This is a genomic window from Calothrix sp. NIES-2100, assembly GCF_963875285.1.
In the GTDB taxonomy this organism is placed as follows: domain Bacteria; phylum Cyanobacteriota; class Cyanobacteriia; order Cyanobacteriales; family Nostocaceae; genus Aulosira.
In genome coordinates this window covers 2,204,301-2,222,945 of sequence record NZ_CAWNLA010000001.1, presented here as the reverse complement: position 1 = coordinate 2,222,945, position 18,645 = coordinate 2,204,301, and the positions used below count along the sequence as shown (strand labels likewise).

Here is an 18,645-nt window from a genome sequence, read left to right as displayed (position 1 = left end):
AGATGTCAAAGCTGCGTATACTAATACCAGTCATTATCTCTTTGTTGTCTCCGGCTAGCAAAATTATGTTGAAGACGATAAAAATAAATAATTTCCGTAGTTTCCAATCTTTCGAGCTTCAGCAGCTTGGTAGAATAAATCTGCTAGTTGGCAAAAACAATACTGGTAAAACATCAATACTCGAAGCTATTCAACTTTTATGCTCACGGAATAATCTTGATCCACTACGCCAGACAATGACTAACCGGAGTGAATATTTTTTTGATGATGAGCGTAGTGAACGTAGGTTAAGGCCAGATAAAGAGCTTGATGTTCGTCACCTTTTTTATGGTCACGAGATTGAACTGGGAAGCAAATTTTCAATAACCGGTACTAATGGCAATATTCAAGAGGAGCTTATTGTATCAATAGAAGAACGCAAAATTTTTTCAAAAGAGCAACTTAGCTCATCACCTGAGTTTCTATATGATGAAGTCCCAGATGCATTAAGGGAACTAGATTTCAGTATTAAGTGGAATTATGGTCGAGAAGAAAAGCCTTGGAGACTACCACTATCAGCTAATGGCGGACTTCCTGTAGAGGATTATACTCGTCAATTGCGTAGAGATCCTAAAAATCCAGCACCAAAAATACAATTTATAACATCATCTTCTCTAGGAACCGAGAAGATGATTGAACTATTTGATCAGATAGTACTAACGCCTGAAGAAAAACTTGTAGAGCAAGCACTTCATAGAATAGACTCTAAAATTCAACGGATTGCTCCAGTTAGTTCTCGAAAGTCCAGATATTCCTTTGATTCGCGGGGCGGTTTTTTTATCCTTCTTTCTGATAGTAATCAGCGTGTACCAATTGGCAGTATGGGTGATGGTATTTGGCGTATCTTAGGACTTGCATTAGCTACAGTGTGTGCTAAAGATGGATACTTATTTGTTGATGAAATTGATACGGGACTCCATTTTACGGCTATGTCAGATATGTGGAAACTGATTTGGGAAACAGCCAAAAGATTAAATGTGCAAGTTTTCGCAACTACTCACAATAGTGATTGTTGGACAAGTTTAGCCACTATTGTACAAGAGGAAGATGTAACTGAAGATGGTATTAGGATTCATAGGATTGAAAGAGGTAAAGATAAAAGTATAGTTTTTAAAGAATCTCAAATTGTCATTGCTGCGGAAAGAGAAATTGAGGTGCGTTAGCAATGGCCAAAGGTTATGAACCCAAGAAGCTTTTGGTAGAAGGAACAGATGATCTGCGCGTCATACCAGAACTTATAGAAAATAATGGAATTCCTTGGGGAAAGAAAAACAAGCCGATTGTCTTTATACAAGACTGTGGAGGTTATGAAAATATTAATGCAGAGCTAATATCTACTGAGCTACAAGCATCAGGACTGACAAATCTAGGTATAATAATAGATGCAGATGAAGATGCCTCAGCACGTTGGACAAGTATCAGAAATGCTTGTTTGCAAAGTATCCCTACAATTCCTCAGCAAATACCACAGACAGGACTAATTATCAGCACCAATGGCATCAAATTCGGTATCTGGATTATGCCAGATAACCTGATGCGAGGTATGTTAGAAACTTTCCTAGCTTATATGATTCCAGATGAGAGTGAGCCTCTCTGGCAATATGCTCAGGAGGTAGTAGCAGAAGCAAAAAATAGAGGGGCGTTATTTATAGATCCTCATGTTGATAAAGCTCACATTTATACATGGTTAGCTTGGCAACATCCACCAGGGCGACAGCTACATGATGCCATTAAGCAGCGAATTCTAAATCCGATACATCCAAATGCACAGATATTTGTAAATTGGTTTAAAACTTTGTACGACCTCTGAACTAATTTGCTGTCATTGATAGTAAAAAAAGCGATCGCTCCTTTCACTCACCCCTTGGGAAAAGCTGCTCTAAGCCCCAGCCAGAAAAATACATTTCTGGTATTATTTTTTAACAGTTCCGTAAGTTTTATCTAAGGCTTGTTTGGCTTTAAATAGTGCTTTGAAATAAGGCAATTGTCTATCCCAAGCTGAACGTGGTAGTAGGGATAGTTTCTCTACTTCGCTCGTATTTGTCTCAATATTAGCTGAGAAGTCCATATTTCCTCCAAATTACCCAACCACAGAGTAAGCATTTTCAGGTTCTTCTTGCCAACTACCAGACCATTGAATGCGATCGCTGGTAAAATGTAGCGGATCGTTTTCCGGGAAAGGTGTTGCGTTCGCCTCTTCTATCAGTTCAAATTCCCCATTATCAAAAGGAAGCCCTTTAGCTTTCACTTTGGGAATAACTCGCTCTCTTAAACCTTTTTCTGCATGGACAAGCGCGCGATGATGACAGTATGGATTGTTACCTCGCTTATCAAAGAACACATGAGCAGTCCAACTGCAACCACCACGACAAAGTTCAGCGAATTCGCAGGTTTTACAGAAACCCCACAAATGTTTTGTGCCTTCTGGTGTTCCTGCTCCTAAATTAAACCGCAATTCTTCAGCGTTTTCAATTATATCTTTAAGATTATGGTCGCGAATATTACCACCTGTGTAAGCTGTAGTAGGTAAGGAAGGACAAGCTTTAATTGCACCGTCAGCTTCAATTCCCAAGGTGGAAAGTCCAGCAGCACAGCCTTGCCAAAATGTCCATTCCTCCTCGGTTCCCCGTCCCCGCAACAGCCGTTCGTAAGGGCCGTAGTAGCCAATATTATTTCCTGGCTGGAGTTGCACACCTTCGCTGTAAGCACGACGAGCCACGCGGGCTATCATGGGGTAAACATCTAGTAATTCGTAAGGTTGGAGTAGAATGTCTGCGTTGTCGGCTGCATTACCCATCGGTACAGTTAGCTGAATTTGCCAAGCTACAGCACCAGCATCGCGAATGCATTCATAAATACTAGGAAACTCCGGCGCTGAGAGGCGATTAATTTGGGTATTGCAACCAAAAGTAATACCAACTTCTCGCAGATGACTCATGGTTTTAAAAGCGTATTTCCACGAACCTGGTTTTCCCCGCAGGCGATCGTGAGTTGCTTCTAAGCCATCAATAGAAACAGAGACAGTATTAATCCCTGCGGCTTTCATTTTGCGTGCAGTTTCTAAAGAAATGCCATAGCCACCTGTAGTCATACCACAACGCATTCCTGCTTGATTAATAGCTTTGGCAATTTCCAACCAATCAGGACGCAAAAATGCTTCACCACCTATCAAAGTAACTTCTTTAATCCCGACTTCTGCCATCTGCTGCACGAGATTTAATGCTTCTTCTGTAGACAGTTCTTTGGTGCGTGCATTACCAGCGCGAGAACCACAATGGCTACAGGCGAGATTGCATTTTAAAGTGATTTCCCAAACAGCATAACTTGTGCGCTGATATGTCATCCTCTCCCCCAAAAATTGCCATCATTTATAGTTATGAAGGGTTGCTTATTAGATCCCCGACTTCTTCAAGAAGTCGGGGATAAAGCAGCCGATCAAAATTAATGTGGTGAACCACCAAAGTTATGATGTTGGTCTATCATCGATAATTACACCGTATAGTGGCTGTGCTATTGGTGGATCGATGACTATTGGCGGATCAACGACTATTCCATACAGCGGTTGCGGCCAGGGCCTTGGCTTTGGACATGGACGAATGCATTTTTTCGGAGTCCCGACGATAACTCCATAAAGTGGCTGAATAGTAATTGAACCAATGTTTGTAATACCACCTACAGCCCCGATTAATTCTTGTTCTGTGAGTTCGTGAAACTCACCTAATTCTTTTAATTCCAAGATTTTGATAGTTGCTGTTTCAAATTCTTCTGGCGAAAAGTTATAGCCGCCATCTTCTATAACTTTTTTAACTTCGTCAACTTTATCGCTCATCAATTGAGTGCGAAAACCTTCATCTTTGACAAGTCTGATCAGGAATTCCTTAACTTTTTCTAAAATTTCTAGGGACATCTTATTCTTATTCCTCCCATACCATAAGAATAGAGCAACAGGCATTTTTAGCTGCTATGCAGCCACAGCAAAATATATGCAGTTACGCCTATTAAAGTCTTTGATTCTATATTTTTAATACTCTAGCAGAGAGAATAAAACAGATGTAGCCAATTCGGCTAGTTTTTTGATCAAGTTGGAAGTTAGATATGATTATAAAGTAACTCACATCTGGCAATAAAGTATTAATACTGATTTTTCCGGTTGTAATAAACATATATTTTTATCAACAACCGGAAAAATCATAAATTTAAGCGCACATACAACTAAGTCGTTCCCGTTACCTCAAACAGGATTTGCGCTTTTTTAGGGTAGGTAAGCTCTGTTTGTATAGCTTCACACTTCTAAGTGTAGGTGTAAGATATTAGGTAAAACTTAAATTGTCGCGACTGTTTTAAAAGTCAAGCAATGTCTAGGACAAGCCGATGCAGCGTCTACCCATGAAGTGATAATGCGATCGCATTACTTTGCAAAAATTACAAGGGTGCGTTACAGCCAAGCTTAACGCACCGATAAATATGATGCGCTGCGGTTTTAATTCCTCATCACTGCGTCTAACAGGATGTTAGCGTCAAAACGGACTGCATCAGTACAGGGTAATCCAGTTTGTGCTGTTGTTTGGGCGATCGCTTCTTTAGCCCCCGTCTCATCTAAATGAGCCGTATTCAATGCAACAGCAACTACTCGCACAGGGGCAAAGGCACCGCCTGCACTAGCAACTGTTTCATAAAGCCGGATCACTTCTGGTAAAGGCGGAATTGGTACATGGGGATTATTGCGGTTATGAGTTTGTCCAAATCGATGAACTAACACTAGTTGAGTGGGTTGGGAACCACGGATTAAGGGCAGAGTTGCTGTTGAACCGGGATGTAACAGAGAACCTTGTCCTTCTATATGCACGATGTCGTAGTTTTTGCCATAGCGCATCAGCATTTGTTCGACAGCACCAGCAGCATAGTCTACTCGCACGGCATCTAAGGCTATGCCATCTCCTTCTAGCATGACACCAGTTTGACCGGTGGCTAAAAATTTAGAACGCCAACCCCTAAGTCTTGACGCCCAATGCATTTCTAGGCTGGTTGACATTTTCCCAATTGCCATGTCAGTTCCCACAGTTAATACCCGCCGACAGGGAAGGGTACGTGCTAAACCGCTAGCAACGTCTAAATTCGGTGGTTCTTTGCGCACATCCCAAATTAATTGCCCTGGTTTCAGCAGTGCATTTAATTCTGGCATCGTTGCTAATGGTGTGTGCAAACCATTCACCAATGACATTCCAGCTTGTAGCGCATCTTTGAGTTCATGCCAATAATCATCTGGTACAGCACCGCCTTTGGGTGCAATACCAATTACCAAAACTTGCGGCTTGTATTCTAAAGATGCGGCTACAGATCCAACAATTGGTACATCACGCTTAATACCTGTAATTTCTGGTAAAGATTTTCCTACACATTCGCGATCGATGACGGCGACGATTGGGGCTTCACTGTAACGTAAAAGTGACAACCCTGTTTTGCCCTGAGTTCCAGCCGTTCCCTCATGCAGCAAAATAGCTATTCGTTGATTAAGTGGCAAACGCACTATGTTGTACCCCCAAACCTGGTAAATCGTTGGGCAAAATTTTCCCTTGTTGAATCGATGCACCCATAAAAGGATCGTCGATTAAATTCAGATGACTGTCTAAATCTAAATAATCAGCTAGAGGTGCTAGCTGTGCTGCTGCTGTATTGGCTAGCGAACTATCAGAATAGCAACCAAACATGACTTGCAAACCATAGGCTTTTGCTGTATTTACCATTCGCATTGCTTCTGTTAAGCCTCCTGATTTCATCAGTTTGATATTAATACCATCAACATAGTTTGCTAGTTGGGGAATATCAGCGCAACTAAAGCAACTTTCATCGACAAAAATCGGCAGCGGTGTATGCTCCTTTAATTCTGCTAAACTTTGTTCTTCTCCCCTTGGCAATGGCTGTTCTACATACTTTATACCTAAATCACTCAGCCAATTACACATTTCCATCGCATCGTTCAAACTCCAACCACCATTAGCATCAACAAAAAATTCCACATTTGGTGCTTCTTCTTTAACTGCTAATAACATTTGCCGATCTGCTTCTATGCCATCAGGATTACCTAGCTTTACCTTGAAAAGACGGACATCTGTAAATTGTAACCAGTCCCGCGCCCTAGCTCGCGCTCCTGCGGGAGAATTTATGCCAATAGTGACTGAAGTCGGGACGATGCGATCGCGATCGAGTCCCCAAAGTTGCCACAGTGGTAAGCCGACGCGCTTCCCCAACCAATCGTGCATAGCCATATCCAGCGCCGCCCTCACAGCCGAAGGAACCTGCATCTTGATTAACTCTTCCTCAACTTGCTGCCGTTGTAACGGGCTGAATCTCTGCAAAATCGGTGTAACTTGCTGCAAAGCATCTTTGATTTTATCAGTCGATTGCCCATGATTGCCGACACCAAAAGGTGATGCTTCCCCCCAGCCTGCAATCGCATCTTGAGAAACACTCACCCAGATATTTGTTGTCTGTGCAGTTGTACCCCGACTAATCGTCAAGGGAAACCGCTTATTGACAGTAAATACTTTTACTTGAATTTGCATAGATATTTTGATTTCAGGCTAGGGCGAATTACACAAATATCACACTTTAGCTCTAAAGTATTGTTGTTTGAATACATCTGTTATACTTTTTTACCGAAAAAAGCAGGGGCAGGGGATACTGTTGACTGTTGACTGTTGACTGTTGCAAGAGTGCCCTTGTCCCGCCACAAGCCCAATGCCCAATGCCCAATAACAACTGACAACTGACTATTGACAAATAACAAATGACCAACCTCAAAAAATGGACTATCTTAAAATCAAAAATGGTATTAGATCATCCTTGGTGCCAAGTGCGGCAAGATGAAATAGAATTACCTAATGGCAAAATTATCGATGATTATTTTGTTAATCTTAAACCAGAAGTAGCTTTAATTTTACCGATTACTCTCAATCAAGAGATTGTATTTGTGCGGCAATATCGACACGCAGTCGGTGAATTTTTCATCGAACTGCCAGCAGGAAGTTTTGATCCACAACAAGAAAGTGCGGAAGTAGCAGCGGTTAGAGAATTGGCAGAAGAAACTGGTTATATTACTCAACAAGTGAGAAAAATCGCCACTCTATACGATAAGCCCAGTAAAGATACTAATCAAATCCATTTATTTTTAGCAGAAAATGTCATAAAAGCCAAAGAACAACAGTTAGATATTACAGAAGAAATTGAAGTTATATTAATTCCTGTAAAATCGGTTTTAGAGAAAATTACCCAAGGGGAAATTGCTGTAGCCGGGACTGTGGCGGCGCTTTTATTAGGGTTAAAGTTTCTGAATTTTGGCAAGTAGCCAGGAGGTAAAATATGACAGATTATTCTCACATAGATCGCGAAGCTTTCAAGCAATTTGAGCATGACGGATTTTCTCGAGTGGCGCAAACATACGATCGCGCGATCGCCCAGGTAACATCTCAGGTGAATACAGCCATCTTAGATGCAGTCGGCGTGGGATATGGTACGCAATTGCTGGATGTCGCTTGTGGTACTGGATGGCTGAGTGCGGCGGCGGTGGGCAGACAAGCCATAGTCACTGGCTTAGACTTGGTAGAGAATATGGTGGCGATGGCGCGATCGCGTTGTCCCCAAGCTGAATTTTATACTGGGGATGCCGAAAATCTGCCTTTTGAGTCAGCTCGATTTGATGCCATCGTCTGTAACTTGGGTATTCTGCATTTCCCCGCACCCCAAAAAGCGATCGCCGAATCTTGGCGAGTACTCAAAACCCGAGGGCGCTATGCTTTCACCTGCTGGACACCACCAACCCGTAATCCTTTCATGAAACTGATCCTCGGCTCAGTGCAGACTCATGGCAACATGAATGTAGATCTACCTCCAGGTCCACCTTTGTTCCGCTTTGGCGAACCCACAGAATGTGAAACAGCTTTGCAAGCAGTCGGATTCACCTCCGTATCAGTTACCGAACTGCCTATATTGTGGAATTTCCCCACACCTGAAGATGTCTTACCCACAGTGATTGCAAGTACAGCGCGGCTGGGGCCGATGTTGGCAATGCAAACCACAACACAACGCCACAATATTGAGAATGCAATTATCGAGGGAGCAAAAAAGTATGTCTCCAACGGTAGTGTGGAAATTCCTGCTGCTGTGGTGTTAGCTGTAGCCTCCAAACCATCAGTGCAATAACTATCAATAATCAATGAATCGCGCTGGTGACATTTAGTGAGCGATCGCACTCTTCAAATTTAACTAATACCAATTGGCAAAAAGAATGAAACAGATGCATGTTTTGGGTTTCTCCGCCTTTGCAACTGTTTCTTAACCTGTCGTTATCACAGTTACAGTGTTCAGGTGAAACAACTCTCAAGGTATGATTTCCAATAACCGTGTTTTTTCACGGCTCAATTAGGATTGGGATATGCTAATTCTGCTTACCTTTTCTCAGAATCATCTGGAAGTATTCACCAGTAACAATGTCAATGCCATCCTGGAAAGGATTAATAGCCCTCACAATATCTGGTTGCGCTGTATTCGCTTCCGCGATCGCACTGCTATTGCGAAAATTATCAACCAATTTAAAATCAAGCCATCTCGTGTTGACATGATTTTCAACCATTTTCCTATCGGCATTGATGAAGATATAGAAGATTGTTTATTTGATTGCTATGAAATTCTCACTAATCAAATGAAAAATCGCGAATTTGAGATAGTGCGTGGCAGTATTATTGTGGGAAACAACTTTATCATCACCTTTGAAGATACAGAAATTAGAATTTTAAGTATTTTAAGCAACAATATTCAAAGACGAATTATCAATCTTGAAAATTGGGGCATAGATTATATTTTATATCTCATTTATAAAGATATTTTAAATAATTACTATACTGTATTTGACTATATTTCTAGACAACTTGATGATTTAGAGGATGCAGTTTTAGATAATTCTGGTGATGAATCAACTTACAAAAAAATTGCCACAATGAGGCAATCTACTCGCTGTGGACGGCGTAATTTTCAAAGCATCAAGTCTCTTTTAGCTATGATGGATTACGAAGATTTCCAATGGTTAACCCAGCCAGTCAAGGAACTTTTCACTCAAGAATTGATTCATCAAGTCGATAAACTTTGGCAAGAATACCAAGCTTTGAGAATCTGGATGTCAGAATTACTCGAAATTCAACGCGACAATACTGCTAGCAAAACCAGTGAACGAATTAATCGCCTGACTATCCTTTCCACAGTATTCTTACCCCTCACTTTCATTTCTGGCTTTTATGGTATGAACTTTAAATATATGCCGGAATTAGATCAACCTTTGGCTTATCCTCTCGTCATCGGCGTGATGATATTAATTGTGATTGCCAGTATTATGTATGCCAAAAAACAAAGTTGGCTTTAGTTATATAGCTTTTCCTCATCAAATGAGCTACATCATAGCCATACGTGTCAAATTGTGCTTCTAACGCTTATTCTACAGGCATTTTACCCCACCCCTCAATCCCCTCAGAGCCTGCTCTGAGGGGAAGTTTTGGCTTTAGACAAAACTGGGGTGGGGTGACGCGGCGGATCTTGCTTGATGGGAAGCGAAAAAACGCACTCATCACGTCTTGGCAAGAGTTTCACGTTACCCCTCTTCTGTCACTTTCCGGAAGGGCGATTGCTAGAAGCCTTATGAGGCAATCAATACAAGCTTTCCTATTAGAAAAAAATGGGTCAGGTATTTGTAATTAGGAAATAATCGTGCGATCGCTTGCTATGCAAAAGCTCTAGAATTCAGCAATAGCAAATGTTTTCGGAGAGTGACAGAACAGGGTTACAGCAGTTTTCATGTATTTAGACCACAATGAAAAGACCTAACCCCCAGCCCCTTCCCTACTAGCGTTGGGGAGAAAATCAAAGCCTCTCTCCTCTTAGGAGAGAGGAATGGAAGTGAGGTTTGTTTGTGGTTCATTTACCTGAAAATTGCTGTAAGTTGACACCAATGCATCATAGCCCCCTCCTCGCTTGCGGGGAGGGGGTTGGGGGTGGGGTTCACCTCTCAAGGGCTGAGAACCGCCATATATTTATTTACTTGCGCTCTATAATTACGGTGTCTTTTCCATCAGAATATTTTGGGCATTCCGTTCTTGATCATTTTCATCGGGGTGACGTTGCATATAAGAACCGTCTGATTGTAGTTCCCACGCTTGTCGATTATCTAATAGCATGATTGCTAAAATATTTTGTAAATTTTGTACAATATCGGCATCTTCAACTGGTGTCACAGCTTCCACCCGCCGATCTAAGTTGCGAGGCATCCAATCAGCACTACCAATATATACTTCACTTTGTTCATTATTATAGAAGTGAAATATCCGCGAGTGTTCTAAAAACCGACCGATAATACTAATAACTCTGATATTTTCACTAACTTCGGGAACTCCCGGACGCAAACAACAAATTCCCCGGACAATTAAGTCAATTTTTACCCCCGCTTGAGAAGCTTCGTAGAGAGTGGTAATAATCTCGGCATCAACTAAAGAATTCATTTTCGCGATAATATGACCTCTGTTGCCGTTTTTACAATGCTCGATTTCTCTGTGGATTAACTCAATAATGCGAGTACGCATATTCACAGGAGATACTAGCAACTTGCGATAAGAATCTTGGCAAGAATAGCCTGTCAAATAATTAAATAAATCGGTTAAATCTGCTCCTAAATCTTCTCGACAACTTAGTAATCCCACATCAGTATATAAATTGGCTGTTTTGGCATTATAATTTCCCGTACCAATATGAACATATCGCCGGATATTTTCTCCTTCTTGACGCACCACCAGCACGATTTTGGTGTGAGTCTTGAGTCCTACCAATCCATAGACTACATGAACACCAGATTTTTCTAATTTAGTAGCCCAAGTAATGTTATTTTCTTCATCAAAGCGAGCTTTAAGTTCGACGATCGCAGCAACTTGTTTACCGCTTTCCGCCGCATTAATCAGAGAACTGATAATTTCCGAATCTCCCGAAGTGCGATAAAGAGTCATCTTGATTGCTAATACATTGGGATCGCGAGCAGCTTGAGCAATAAATAACTCTACAGAACCCCGGAAAGATTCATAAGGATGATGTACTAGCAAATCTTTTTGCTGAATTACTGCGAAAATATTGCTTTCCTCACCATCTATATTGGCGATTTTACTAGGTTGATGGAAATGACGCAGACGGGGTGGAATTACTGGTGTCCAAGTTAGATCTTTCAAGTTAGGCAAAGGCAATTTCATAAACGACATTAAATCTTTCAAATTCAATAAGCCGTCTATCTCATAAATATCACTCTTAGCCAGTTCCATTTCTGCCATTAACATCTGTCGGACTGAATCAGGCATTGATGGCTGGATTTCTAATCGCACTACAGAGCCACCAAAATGACGCTTACGTAACTCCTGCTGAATTGCTAATAATAAATCATCCGCTTCTTCTTCTGCTAATTCTAAATCTGCATCACGAGTTAAGCGAAATAGATGATATTCTTTAATAATCATCCCCGGAAATAAAGCTTCTAAATTGTGAGCAATAACTTGCTCTATAGCCACACCTGTCCAGGAATTTAACTTACCATTATGTTGCTGTAATTCCTGGGGTAACGAGATAAAGCGAGGTAGAATATTTGGGACTTTAACTCTAGCAAACTTTTCTTCTCCTGTGTTGGGAGCTTTGACTACGACTGCTAAATTGAGACTGAGATTAGCCATCAAGGGGAAGGGATGACTAGGATCGACTGCTAGGGGGGTGAGAACGGGAAAAATCTTGTTTTGAAATAGTTGTTGTAAGTAACTACGCTGTTCAGGAGTAATATCAATGTAATTAAGAAGATGAATACCATGCGATGCCATTTCTTTGCGCAGCACTTGCTCAAAGTAACGATGCTGTTCCATCACCATTGGATGCAGACATTGATAGATTGCTTCTAATTGTTGTTGTGGGGTGCGTCCATCGATACTTTGCTGGCTGAACTGTGCTTGAACTTGTTCTTTAAGCAGTGCAACACGAACCATGAAAAATTCATCTAGATTAGAACTGAAGATAGCAGTAAATTTCAGTCTTTCTAATAAGGGGGTGCGGACATCTAACGCCTCATGCAACACCCGCCGATTAAATTCCAACCAGCTTAATTCTCGATTAAAGTAATACTGAGAATTAGTTAAATTAATACTTTTGCTAGTCTTTTTGGTTTTACTCATAATTGTTTGCACCCAATTTAAATTATTTAAGCTAAATTATTATTTTTCACTTAAACTCTTCTGAACAATTGATTTTCGTCTAGTGAACAACCAAAGATAATTTAATTTCTATTCTGAATGTTTGAATTGAGGTTAAGTAAAGGTTTAATTTAGGTTAAGTTGTAACTTAGACTTGAATTGATTGATAGATTTAAAATATCTATTACTTCCAGTTTAAATGACAATGGCGGCAAACATAGAGGGCAAATTTTAGTCAGCTAGGGGCAGATGTCAGCAGTGCGATCGCCTCGGTATATAATTGCATTCAAATGGTTTAAAATTTGTCCTCTGTGACAAAGTTCTGATGCTTGCAGTAATCCCTATCCTATGAAAACAGCTAAACTCAACGGTGTACGCAGGTTTCCCTATAGTGACTGACGAAAAAAAATTGTTCTTGAGCTTAATTCTCAGAGCGATATTTTGTACCATCCGGCATAATCGCACCTTCCTTGAAAGCACTTCTGAGTTCATAATCGCTGACTTTAGCATTTTTAAGATTCGCACCAGTCAGGTAGGCTCCCTCCAGGTTAGCACCACTCAAACTAGCTTCCTTCAAATTCGCACCACTCAGGTTGGCATGACTCAAATCTGCACAAATCAAATTAGCACCACTGAGATTGGCACTACTGAGATTAGCTTGACTCAAGCGAGCAAAACCCAGTTTTGCATGACTCATATCTGCACCACTAAGTTTAACCTGAGAGAGATTAGCATTATCTAAATTGGCATGGCTGAGATTGGCATTAGTCAAATCGCTTTCAATCAAATTGGCATTACTCAAATTAGCATTGGGGAGATTAATATCTACTAACTCTGCACTAGGAGCATCCAAACCTCTGAGAGAAACACCATCTTCGTTCAAATCTTGAAGTGCGAGAATTCTAGCGTAACTGACTTTTACCCCATGCGCTGCATCAATTGTACTCCAAGCTTGATAGTGAAATTGTTTGCGGCGATCTGGAGTTTCCTTAATGAATAAAACTAGCGCCACTACCAAACTAATAGTGTCAGCAGAACCGAAAGCCTTTCCCAACACAGAATTATCATCGACAATCACAACAACCACCGTAAAAATGACTGCTGAAGCTATAGCGATTATCCATGTTGGTGTGATCCAGAAAGCATCAATAAGTTTCCGAGGAATTTGTTTGAGGACTTGATTTAATGGCTGTTCTGAAATTTTGGTCTGAAATTGCTGATAATTAACAGTAAAATTATTAATAATTTCTTTTAAAACATCACCATCAAACTGAATTGATATCAAAGATTTTTTCTCTTGTGTTGCTGTGGGCTGCAATAGCTGAGATTCTTTGGCTATTTCGGCTTTTGATGTTGTAGATTTTGCTAAAATTACAGGTTTTTCAGCTGGTACAGGTTTCTCTGCTTGGACAACTTGATGTGCAGATTCTTCCGCCGCTCCTTTTAACATCAACGCAGTAATTGCTCTAAAAGCATCTAGCCAAGCTTTTTTGATTTCAGGAGTCCAATTTGGTTGGAGATACTGCTCAAACGTTACCAGCAGGACTTCCCCCAGTGGTCTATAATATTTGGGAATAATTCCATAGCTGACGTGTCTAGCTCCTAGAGCTTTGAGAACTGACCCTAAAGCTTCGGGAGCGCGGAGATTTTCGACTACCAAAACCAGAGAATTTAACAATTTTTTCTCTTGGTTTTTTATATCTGTTTTAGTAAACAGTGGTTTCATTTCTGGGTGCGCTTTAAACAGATTTTCGTAGAAGCTGGCTGCAAATTCGTCACCGCAGGGTTTAATTTTTTCAAAACTGGTTACTAATATTTCTATAGGTAATTCTGAATATTCTTTTTCTGGAATTTCTGTGAAAATTTCTTGGGCTGGTTCTAGGGGAATTTCCTCTAATTTTTGCTCAATTGGTTTTATAGATGCTTGTTGTTCTGAATTGACTGCTATCTCTGATTTATCTAATTTAATTACTGATGGTGCATTATCTACACCTGCACCGTTTAACATCAATGCAGTAATAGCTGTAAAAGCATCTAGCCAAGCTTTTTTAACTTCAGGAGTCCAATCTTCAACAAGATACTGCTCAAATGTGAGCAGCAAAGCTTCCCCTATTGGCCCATAATATTTGGGAATAGCACCATAGCCGATGTGTCTCGCGCCTAGTGCATTGAGAACTGGACTTAAAGCTTCTGGATTGCGGAGATTTTCTACCACCAAAATCAGAGAATTTAACAGCTTTTTTTGTTGATTTACCATATCAGTATTGGCAAATAACGGCTTTACCTCTGGGTGTGCTTGAAAAAGATTATCGTAAAAGCTGGCTGCAAATTCATTAGCACGGGGTTTAACTTTTGCAAAACTCTGCTCTAAAATTTCAACATTTAAAGACATACTGTTTTCCTTATTGTCACTTTGTACACACCTAGAAAATTAAAAGTAAACAATAAATATTTATTGAAACAGTGAGGGTTTAAAACCGAGTGGAATTGTGGGCGAAAAAGTCCTTGTATCTCAAGGTAGGTAAAAACCCCACCCGAAGTGTCTGGCTTAGTTCAATACTTGCGAAAAGCGACTTGCGACTTCATTTTTTATTTATAGGGTGATACCTACTCTTATAACTATTTAAAATCCAATGTTCTATTTTCATCGGTGTCCAGAGTGGCACCAGGGTAATATGTTATAGCTACGTTCGTGTATTACCCCTGATATTGCCAAATCCACAACCTGAGAAATTCTTTCCCAGATGGATGCTCCTCCTTGGATATTATTAATGCTGTTTCTAAAATTTATAGAACCTCGGATTTTGAAAACAGCACTTATAAAGTCAAACTTTCTAATTCCTGCCATATAGTAGCCATAAACTCATTAGCATCCTTAATACCCATTTCTCCCAGGGCTTTCCATTCCTCAGTAGTGTAATCTAAATCCTGTCCCATAATGTCTTGAGTCCAATAAGGCAACTTAGAGGGATTTTCCATTAGCTCATAAGTCATTTCCAATATTTTGGTTCCTGTAGTATTTTCCCTAGCTTTTGTACTCAGGCAAAAAGCCAGTAATTTAGCTAGTTTACTTTCTGGAGGGATAGATATCAGGAAAGCCATATTTTGTGCTAGAACAAACTTGTCTAACTTCATGATTGTTTTTTCCTAATTTACAAGTATTTGAGCAGGTATTTTCATGACTATCAAGCTGAAATACTGAGATGTCAAGGAGCGGGGGATCGCTATTTCTCTTTAAGGTTTATTCCTGAAGCAATTTTATTGGGTTCACAATTAATCCATTCTGTTTCAATTTCCGCTTGTAGCTCTTGACAAAATCGGTCTAAAGGTAAGTCATTGCGATCGTAACCAAAAGGATTTTCAATTTCTACCCCAATATCTTCTATTCCTAGTAGTGCAAAGCTAATAATTCCTACAGTCGGGATAGTGAACCAATCTAGTGCCTGTACAAATTGAAAAGGTAAAGCAAAACAATATAACAATAATAAATGTTTTAAATGAATTGAATAAGGTCTGGGTAACGGTGTGTTTAAAATTCGTTCACAGCCGCTAAATAACATTGTTATTTGGTCTAAAGAGCGATTTAATTCAACAAACAATCGGTAGGGAATTACTTTTTGGTCGTGATAAAGATGTCCAAAATATTCGGCAAGCCAATTAATAATTCTGATTGGTACATTATGAACTTGCTTTAATTCTAAATACTGTTCTTTAGTAAGATTTTTTTCAATTGTGTCATCTATATTCTCATTTCTTAAATGTAACTTAATCGCTGTTATTAATATAGCTATCAATCGAATATTAAATATTTTATTTCGTAAATCTTCGGGATTATTGACTTGAACAATTGTCCAAATATTTCGGCATAAAATGCGACTGGCATTGAGCAAGTCATACCAAATTTTACAAGCTTCCCAAAATCTGTCATAAGCTGTATTAGTTCTAAAAACCAGTAAAAGCCCAAGGACAACTCCAGGGATTAAACTAGCTAGAGTAGGCTGGTTAACGGCAACTCCTTTGTGATAGGCGATCGCAATTAGAAAGGCAAATATCATAGTAGCTAGTACTCGTCGCCAAATGGCACGAATAACAGAACTTCTTACATCAATTGCTAAATCTAACCAAGTTGATCTTTTTATCAGTTTCACCATCTTCGAGCGCCTAACTTACCTGTTTGTATTTGCCATAATCATCTTAGTTTATTTTACTTGAATAGACGAAATATGGATAAATTATTTTCCTATTTCTATATGCTTTGCCTTTTGGCTGCTAGATATTTTTATTTTTGTATGAGAAATTAATTTAGGTTTCCATACTGTCTTGATTTGTTTGATAAGCAATGAATTCTTCAATATTGTTCTGAATAGTTTGACAAATTTTATCTAGTGGTAAGTCATTATGGTCGTAACCGAAGGGATTTTCGATTTCCACGCCAATTTCCTCAATCCCAAACAATGCAAAACTGACAATGGCGACAAATATACCTGTCCACAAACCTAAATCTTTGACAAATTGAAAAGGTAGAATTAAACAGTAGATAAGTACCAATTGATTTAAATGAATGACGTAGGCTGGGGGGATTGGTGTTTTCAAAATGCGTTCGCAGCCACCTACATTATCCATCAAATTATTCATCAGAGTGTGAATACTAGCCAATTGATAATTAGTTAAAAGACCTCGCTTGTATTCCTGCTGTAAGTAATCTCCTAACAAACGAGAAATTTCTAAAGGCATATTTTGAATATTTTGCAACCTGCTATATTGAGAGGGCGAAACCCAAGGTTTTAACTCCTCACTAGCTGGTTCATAACGGAGATATAGCTTTTTGGAGATCGCAAACGCCGGCAATAAACGTAATGCAGTAATTTTGCGCTCTTTATCTCCAGGTTCAACTTCGTCAACTGCAACCCAAATTTCCCAAGCTAAATTGCGGATAGTGTTAACTGTACTACCCCAGAGTTTTCTTCCTTCCCAAAATCGCTCATAAGCTGTATTAGTACGAAAAACTAGCAATAAAGCTAAAACAATACTGGGAATTACACTACCTAAAATGGGTTGAGAAACTGGCAATTGCTTGGAGTAAAGAAAGGAAATCAGAATGCCAAATGCGCCACAGAAGAGCGCACGTTCCAAAACTCCTGGAATAACAGAACCTTTAAATATCAGTATTTCTTTAAGCCATAATTTTTTGACAGCCTTTTTTGATGCTTTTACCATAAACTTGCCTATCCTCAAGTTGCTATTTGCCGAAAAAAACTCCTCAATAATTGCTCTGCTTGCAGTAGTTTAAGGAGTAGCAGTCATGTCAACTTAAGCAGAATGACTGCCTGATCCTCAATATTTATGCTCGTAGATGTTAGCTTAATTTGACTTAGAATTAAGGCTACCTAAAGTTACACCCAATTGCACAGCAAGCATCCCAACTACCATACTGCCTAACCAATAGATTAAAGCTACTGTTGTATTGCCTTTATCTATTTGGGTAAACGTCTCTAATCCGTAAGTCGAAAAAGTGGTATAAGCTCCGCAAAAACCAGTGGCGATTATTAACCGAATTTCCGGTGAAATATTTTTAAACTTTTCCTCGTTTAAGGTGTAAAACAAAGCAATGATAAAACACCCAGTTACATTAATAAAAAATGTCCCATAATAGGGAAAATCTTTACCAAAAGTTGCTTTGGTAAATTCAGTTATCAAGTAGCGTGCTAAAGCACCTGGCATCGCACCTAAAGCTATCGCCATAACAGTACGAAGAAAAGTAATTTGCATTATTAAAAGTTGCCTTTTTAATGAGGTAATTAGATGAAAATTGGTATTTTTGTTGAAGTGAATCGCTATGAGCCGACAATTAGCTGCGCTAAATAACGACCTAAGATAATACCAACTACCGCTAAAATCGCACTACCTGCCCAGTAAAAAATGCTGGCTCCCTGCTTGCCATTTCGCCACAACGTAAATGTATCGTATCCGTAGGTTGAGAAGGTTGTGTAAGAACCCAAGAAACCAGTTCTTACCAGCAAATCTATCTCAGGGGGAAATTCTTTAATCCCCTTAAATAATGTGAAGAAAAAGCCCATTAATAAACAGCCTGTGAAATTGATAATAAAAGTGCCGTAAGGAAAGTTTGTACCTATGGCTCTTTTGCAAAATTCAGTCAGATAATAGCGACTCACAGCACCAGGAATTGCACCGATAGCGATCGCCAACACACCTAACAACGTAACATTTTGCAGCAAGTAACACACTCCTTCGCTAATTACATCTACTGACGAGTAATTTAACTACCGAATATTAAAACCCTTAAGAATTTAGGTTAATAGGACATGTCCGTAAAGTCTAATGCTTTATAAGC

Annotated in this window: 17 protein-coding genes; 5 read left to right on the top strand and 12 right to left on the bottom strand. The window is 39.7% G+C overall.

The genetic code is table 11. The annotated features are described in order from the left end of the window. Nucleotides 1-65: 65 nt before the first annotated feature. Both AACU32_RS09515 and AACU32_RS09510 read left to right on the top strand, forming a co-directional pair. Complete coding sequence (locus AACU32_RS09515; protein WP_096607928.1) at nt 66-1,202, top strand: AAA family ATPase; 1,137 nt, start codon at nt 66-68, stop codon at nt 1,200-1,202. Nucleotides 1,203-1,204: 2 nt separating this feature from the next. Beyond that, complete coding sequence (locus AACU32_RS09510) at nt 1,205-1,849, top strand: DUF3226 domain-containing protein (protein WP_096599345.1); 645 nt, start codon at nt 1,205-1,207, stop codon at nt 1,847-1,849. Between the two features lie 102 nt (nt 1,850-1,951). Here AACU32_RS09510 and AACU32_RS09505 read toward each other — a convergent pair whose 3' ends face one another. The 5 genes from AACU32_RS09505 to AACU32_RS09485 all read right to left on the bottom strand — a co-directional run bounded on the left by AACU32_RS09505 (nt 1,952) and on the right by AACU32_RS09485 (nt 6,602). Further along, the gene (locus AACU32_RS09505) at nt 1,952-2,107 is read right to left on the bottom strand and encodes a hypothetical protein (protein WP_339377706.1); all 156 of its coding nucleotides are present in this window, start codon (nt 2,105-2,107) and stop codon (nt 1,952-1,954) included. A gap of 12 nt (nt 2,108-2,119) precedes the next feature. Continuing rightward, a complete protein-coding gene (locus tag AACU32_RS09500; protein WP_096599344.1) occupies nt 2,120-3,382 on the bottom strand; it encodes a nif11-class peptide radical SAM maturase 3 in 1,263 nt (420 codons plus the stop codon). A gap of 120 nt (nt 3,383-3,502) precedes the next feature. Then, on the bottom strand, nt 3,503-3,946 hold the full coding sequence (locus tag AACU32_RS09495) for a Nif11-like leader peptide family natural product precursor (protein ID WP_096599343.1): 444 nt from the start codon (nt 3,944-3,946) through the stop codon (nt 3,503-3,505). A 573-nt stretch (nt 3,947-4,519) separates the two neighbouring features. Further along, a complete protein-coding gene (locus tag AACU32_RS09490; protein WP_096599342.1) occupies nt 4,520-5,566 on the bottom strand; it encodes a DUF1611 domain-containing protein in 1,047 nt (348 codons plus the stop codon). Beyond that, entirely contained in the window at nt 5,550-6,602 is a 1,053-nt protein-coding gene (locus AACU32_RS09485) for a dipeptide epimerase (RefSeq protein WP_096599341.1), read from the bottom strand. Before AACU32_RS09485 ends, AACU32_RS09490 begins: the two co-directional genes overlap by 17 nt. Nucleotides 6,603-6,826: 224 nt before the next feature. On the opposite strand from AACU32_RS09485, the gene AACU32_RS09480 reads away from it, so the two are divergent. From AACU32_RS09480 to AACU32_RS09470, 3 genes are all read left to right on the top strand, one after another. Further along, nucleotides 6,827-7,384, top strand: coding sequence for an NUDIX hydrolase (locus AACU32_RS09480; protein WP_096599340.1), 558 nt, complete (start codon nt 6,827-6,829; stop codon nt 7,382-7,384). Between the two features lie 14 nt (nt 7,385-7,398). After that, entirely contained in the window at nt 7,399-8,238 is an 840-nt protein-coding gene (locus AACU32_RS09475; RefSeq protein WP_096599339.1) for a class I SAM-dependent methyltransferase, read from the top strand. A gap of 232 nt (nt 8,239-8,470) precedes the next feature. After that, nucleotides 8,471-9,451: a magnesium transporter CorA family protein gene (locus AACU32_RS09470; protein WP_096599338.1), complete on the top strand. Its 981-nt coding sequence runs from the start codon at nt 8,471-8,473 to the stop codon at nt 9,449-9,451. A gap of 685 nt (nt 9,452-10,136) precedes the next feature. On the opposite strand, the gene ppk1 is transcribed toward AACU32_RS09470, so the two are convergent. From ppk1 to crcB (AACU32_RS09435), 7 genes are all read right to left on the bottom strand, one after another. Beyond that, entirely contained in the window at nt 10,137-12,275 is a 2,139-nt protein-coding gene (ppk1, locus tag AACU32_RS09465; protein ID WP_096599337.1) for a polyphosphate kinase 1, read from the bottom strand. A gap of 439 nt (nt 12,276-12,714) precedes the next feature. Beyond that, the gene (locus tag AACU32_RS09460) at nt 12,715-14,685 is read right to left on the bottom strand and encodes a pentapeptide repeat-containing protein (protein WP_096599336.1); all 1,971 of its coding nucleotides are present in this window, start codon (nt 14,683-14,685) and stop codon (nt 12,715-12,717) included. A 425-nt stretch (nt 14,686-15,110) separates the two neighbouring features. After that, a complete protein-coding gene (locus AACU32_RS09455) occupies nt 15,111-15,428 on the bottom strand; it encodes a hypothetical protein (protein ID WP_096599335.1) in 318 nt (105 codons plus the stop codon). Between the two features lie 89 nt (nt 15,429-15,517). Beyond that, on the bottom strand, nt 15,518-16,444 hold the full coding sequence (locus AACU32_RS09450) for a bestrophin family protein (RefSeq protein WP_096599334.1): 927 nt from the start codon (nt 16,442-16,444) through the stop codon (nt 15,518-15,520). Nucleotides 16,445-16,595: 151 nt separating this feature from the next. Then, nucleotides 16,596-17,510 carry a bestrophin family protein gene (locus AACU32_RS09445; RefSeq protein ID WP_096599333.1) on the bottom strand — a complete coding sequence of 305 codons (915 nt, stop codon included), beginning with the start codon at nt 17,508-17,510 and terminating at the stop codon, nt 16,596-16,598. Nucleotides 17,511-17,654: 144 nt separating this feature from the next. Next, complete coding sequence (gene crcB, locus AACU32_RS09440; protein WP_096599332.1) at nt 17,655-18,062, bottom strand: fluoride efflux transporter CrcB; 408 nt, start codon at nt 18,060-18,062, stop codon at nt 17,655-17,657. 65 nt (nt 18,063-18,127) lie between these two features. Next, on the bottom strand, nt 18,128-18,529 hold the full coding sequence (crcB, locus tag AACU32_RS09435) for a fluoride efflux transporter CrcB (protein ID WP_096599331.1): 402 nt from the start codon (nt 18,527-18,529) through the stop codon (nt 18,128-18,130). Nucleotides 18,530-18,645 lie beyond the last annotated feature (116 nt).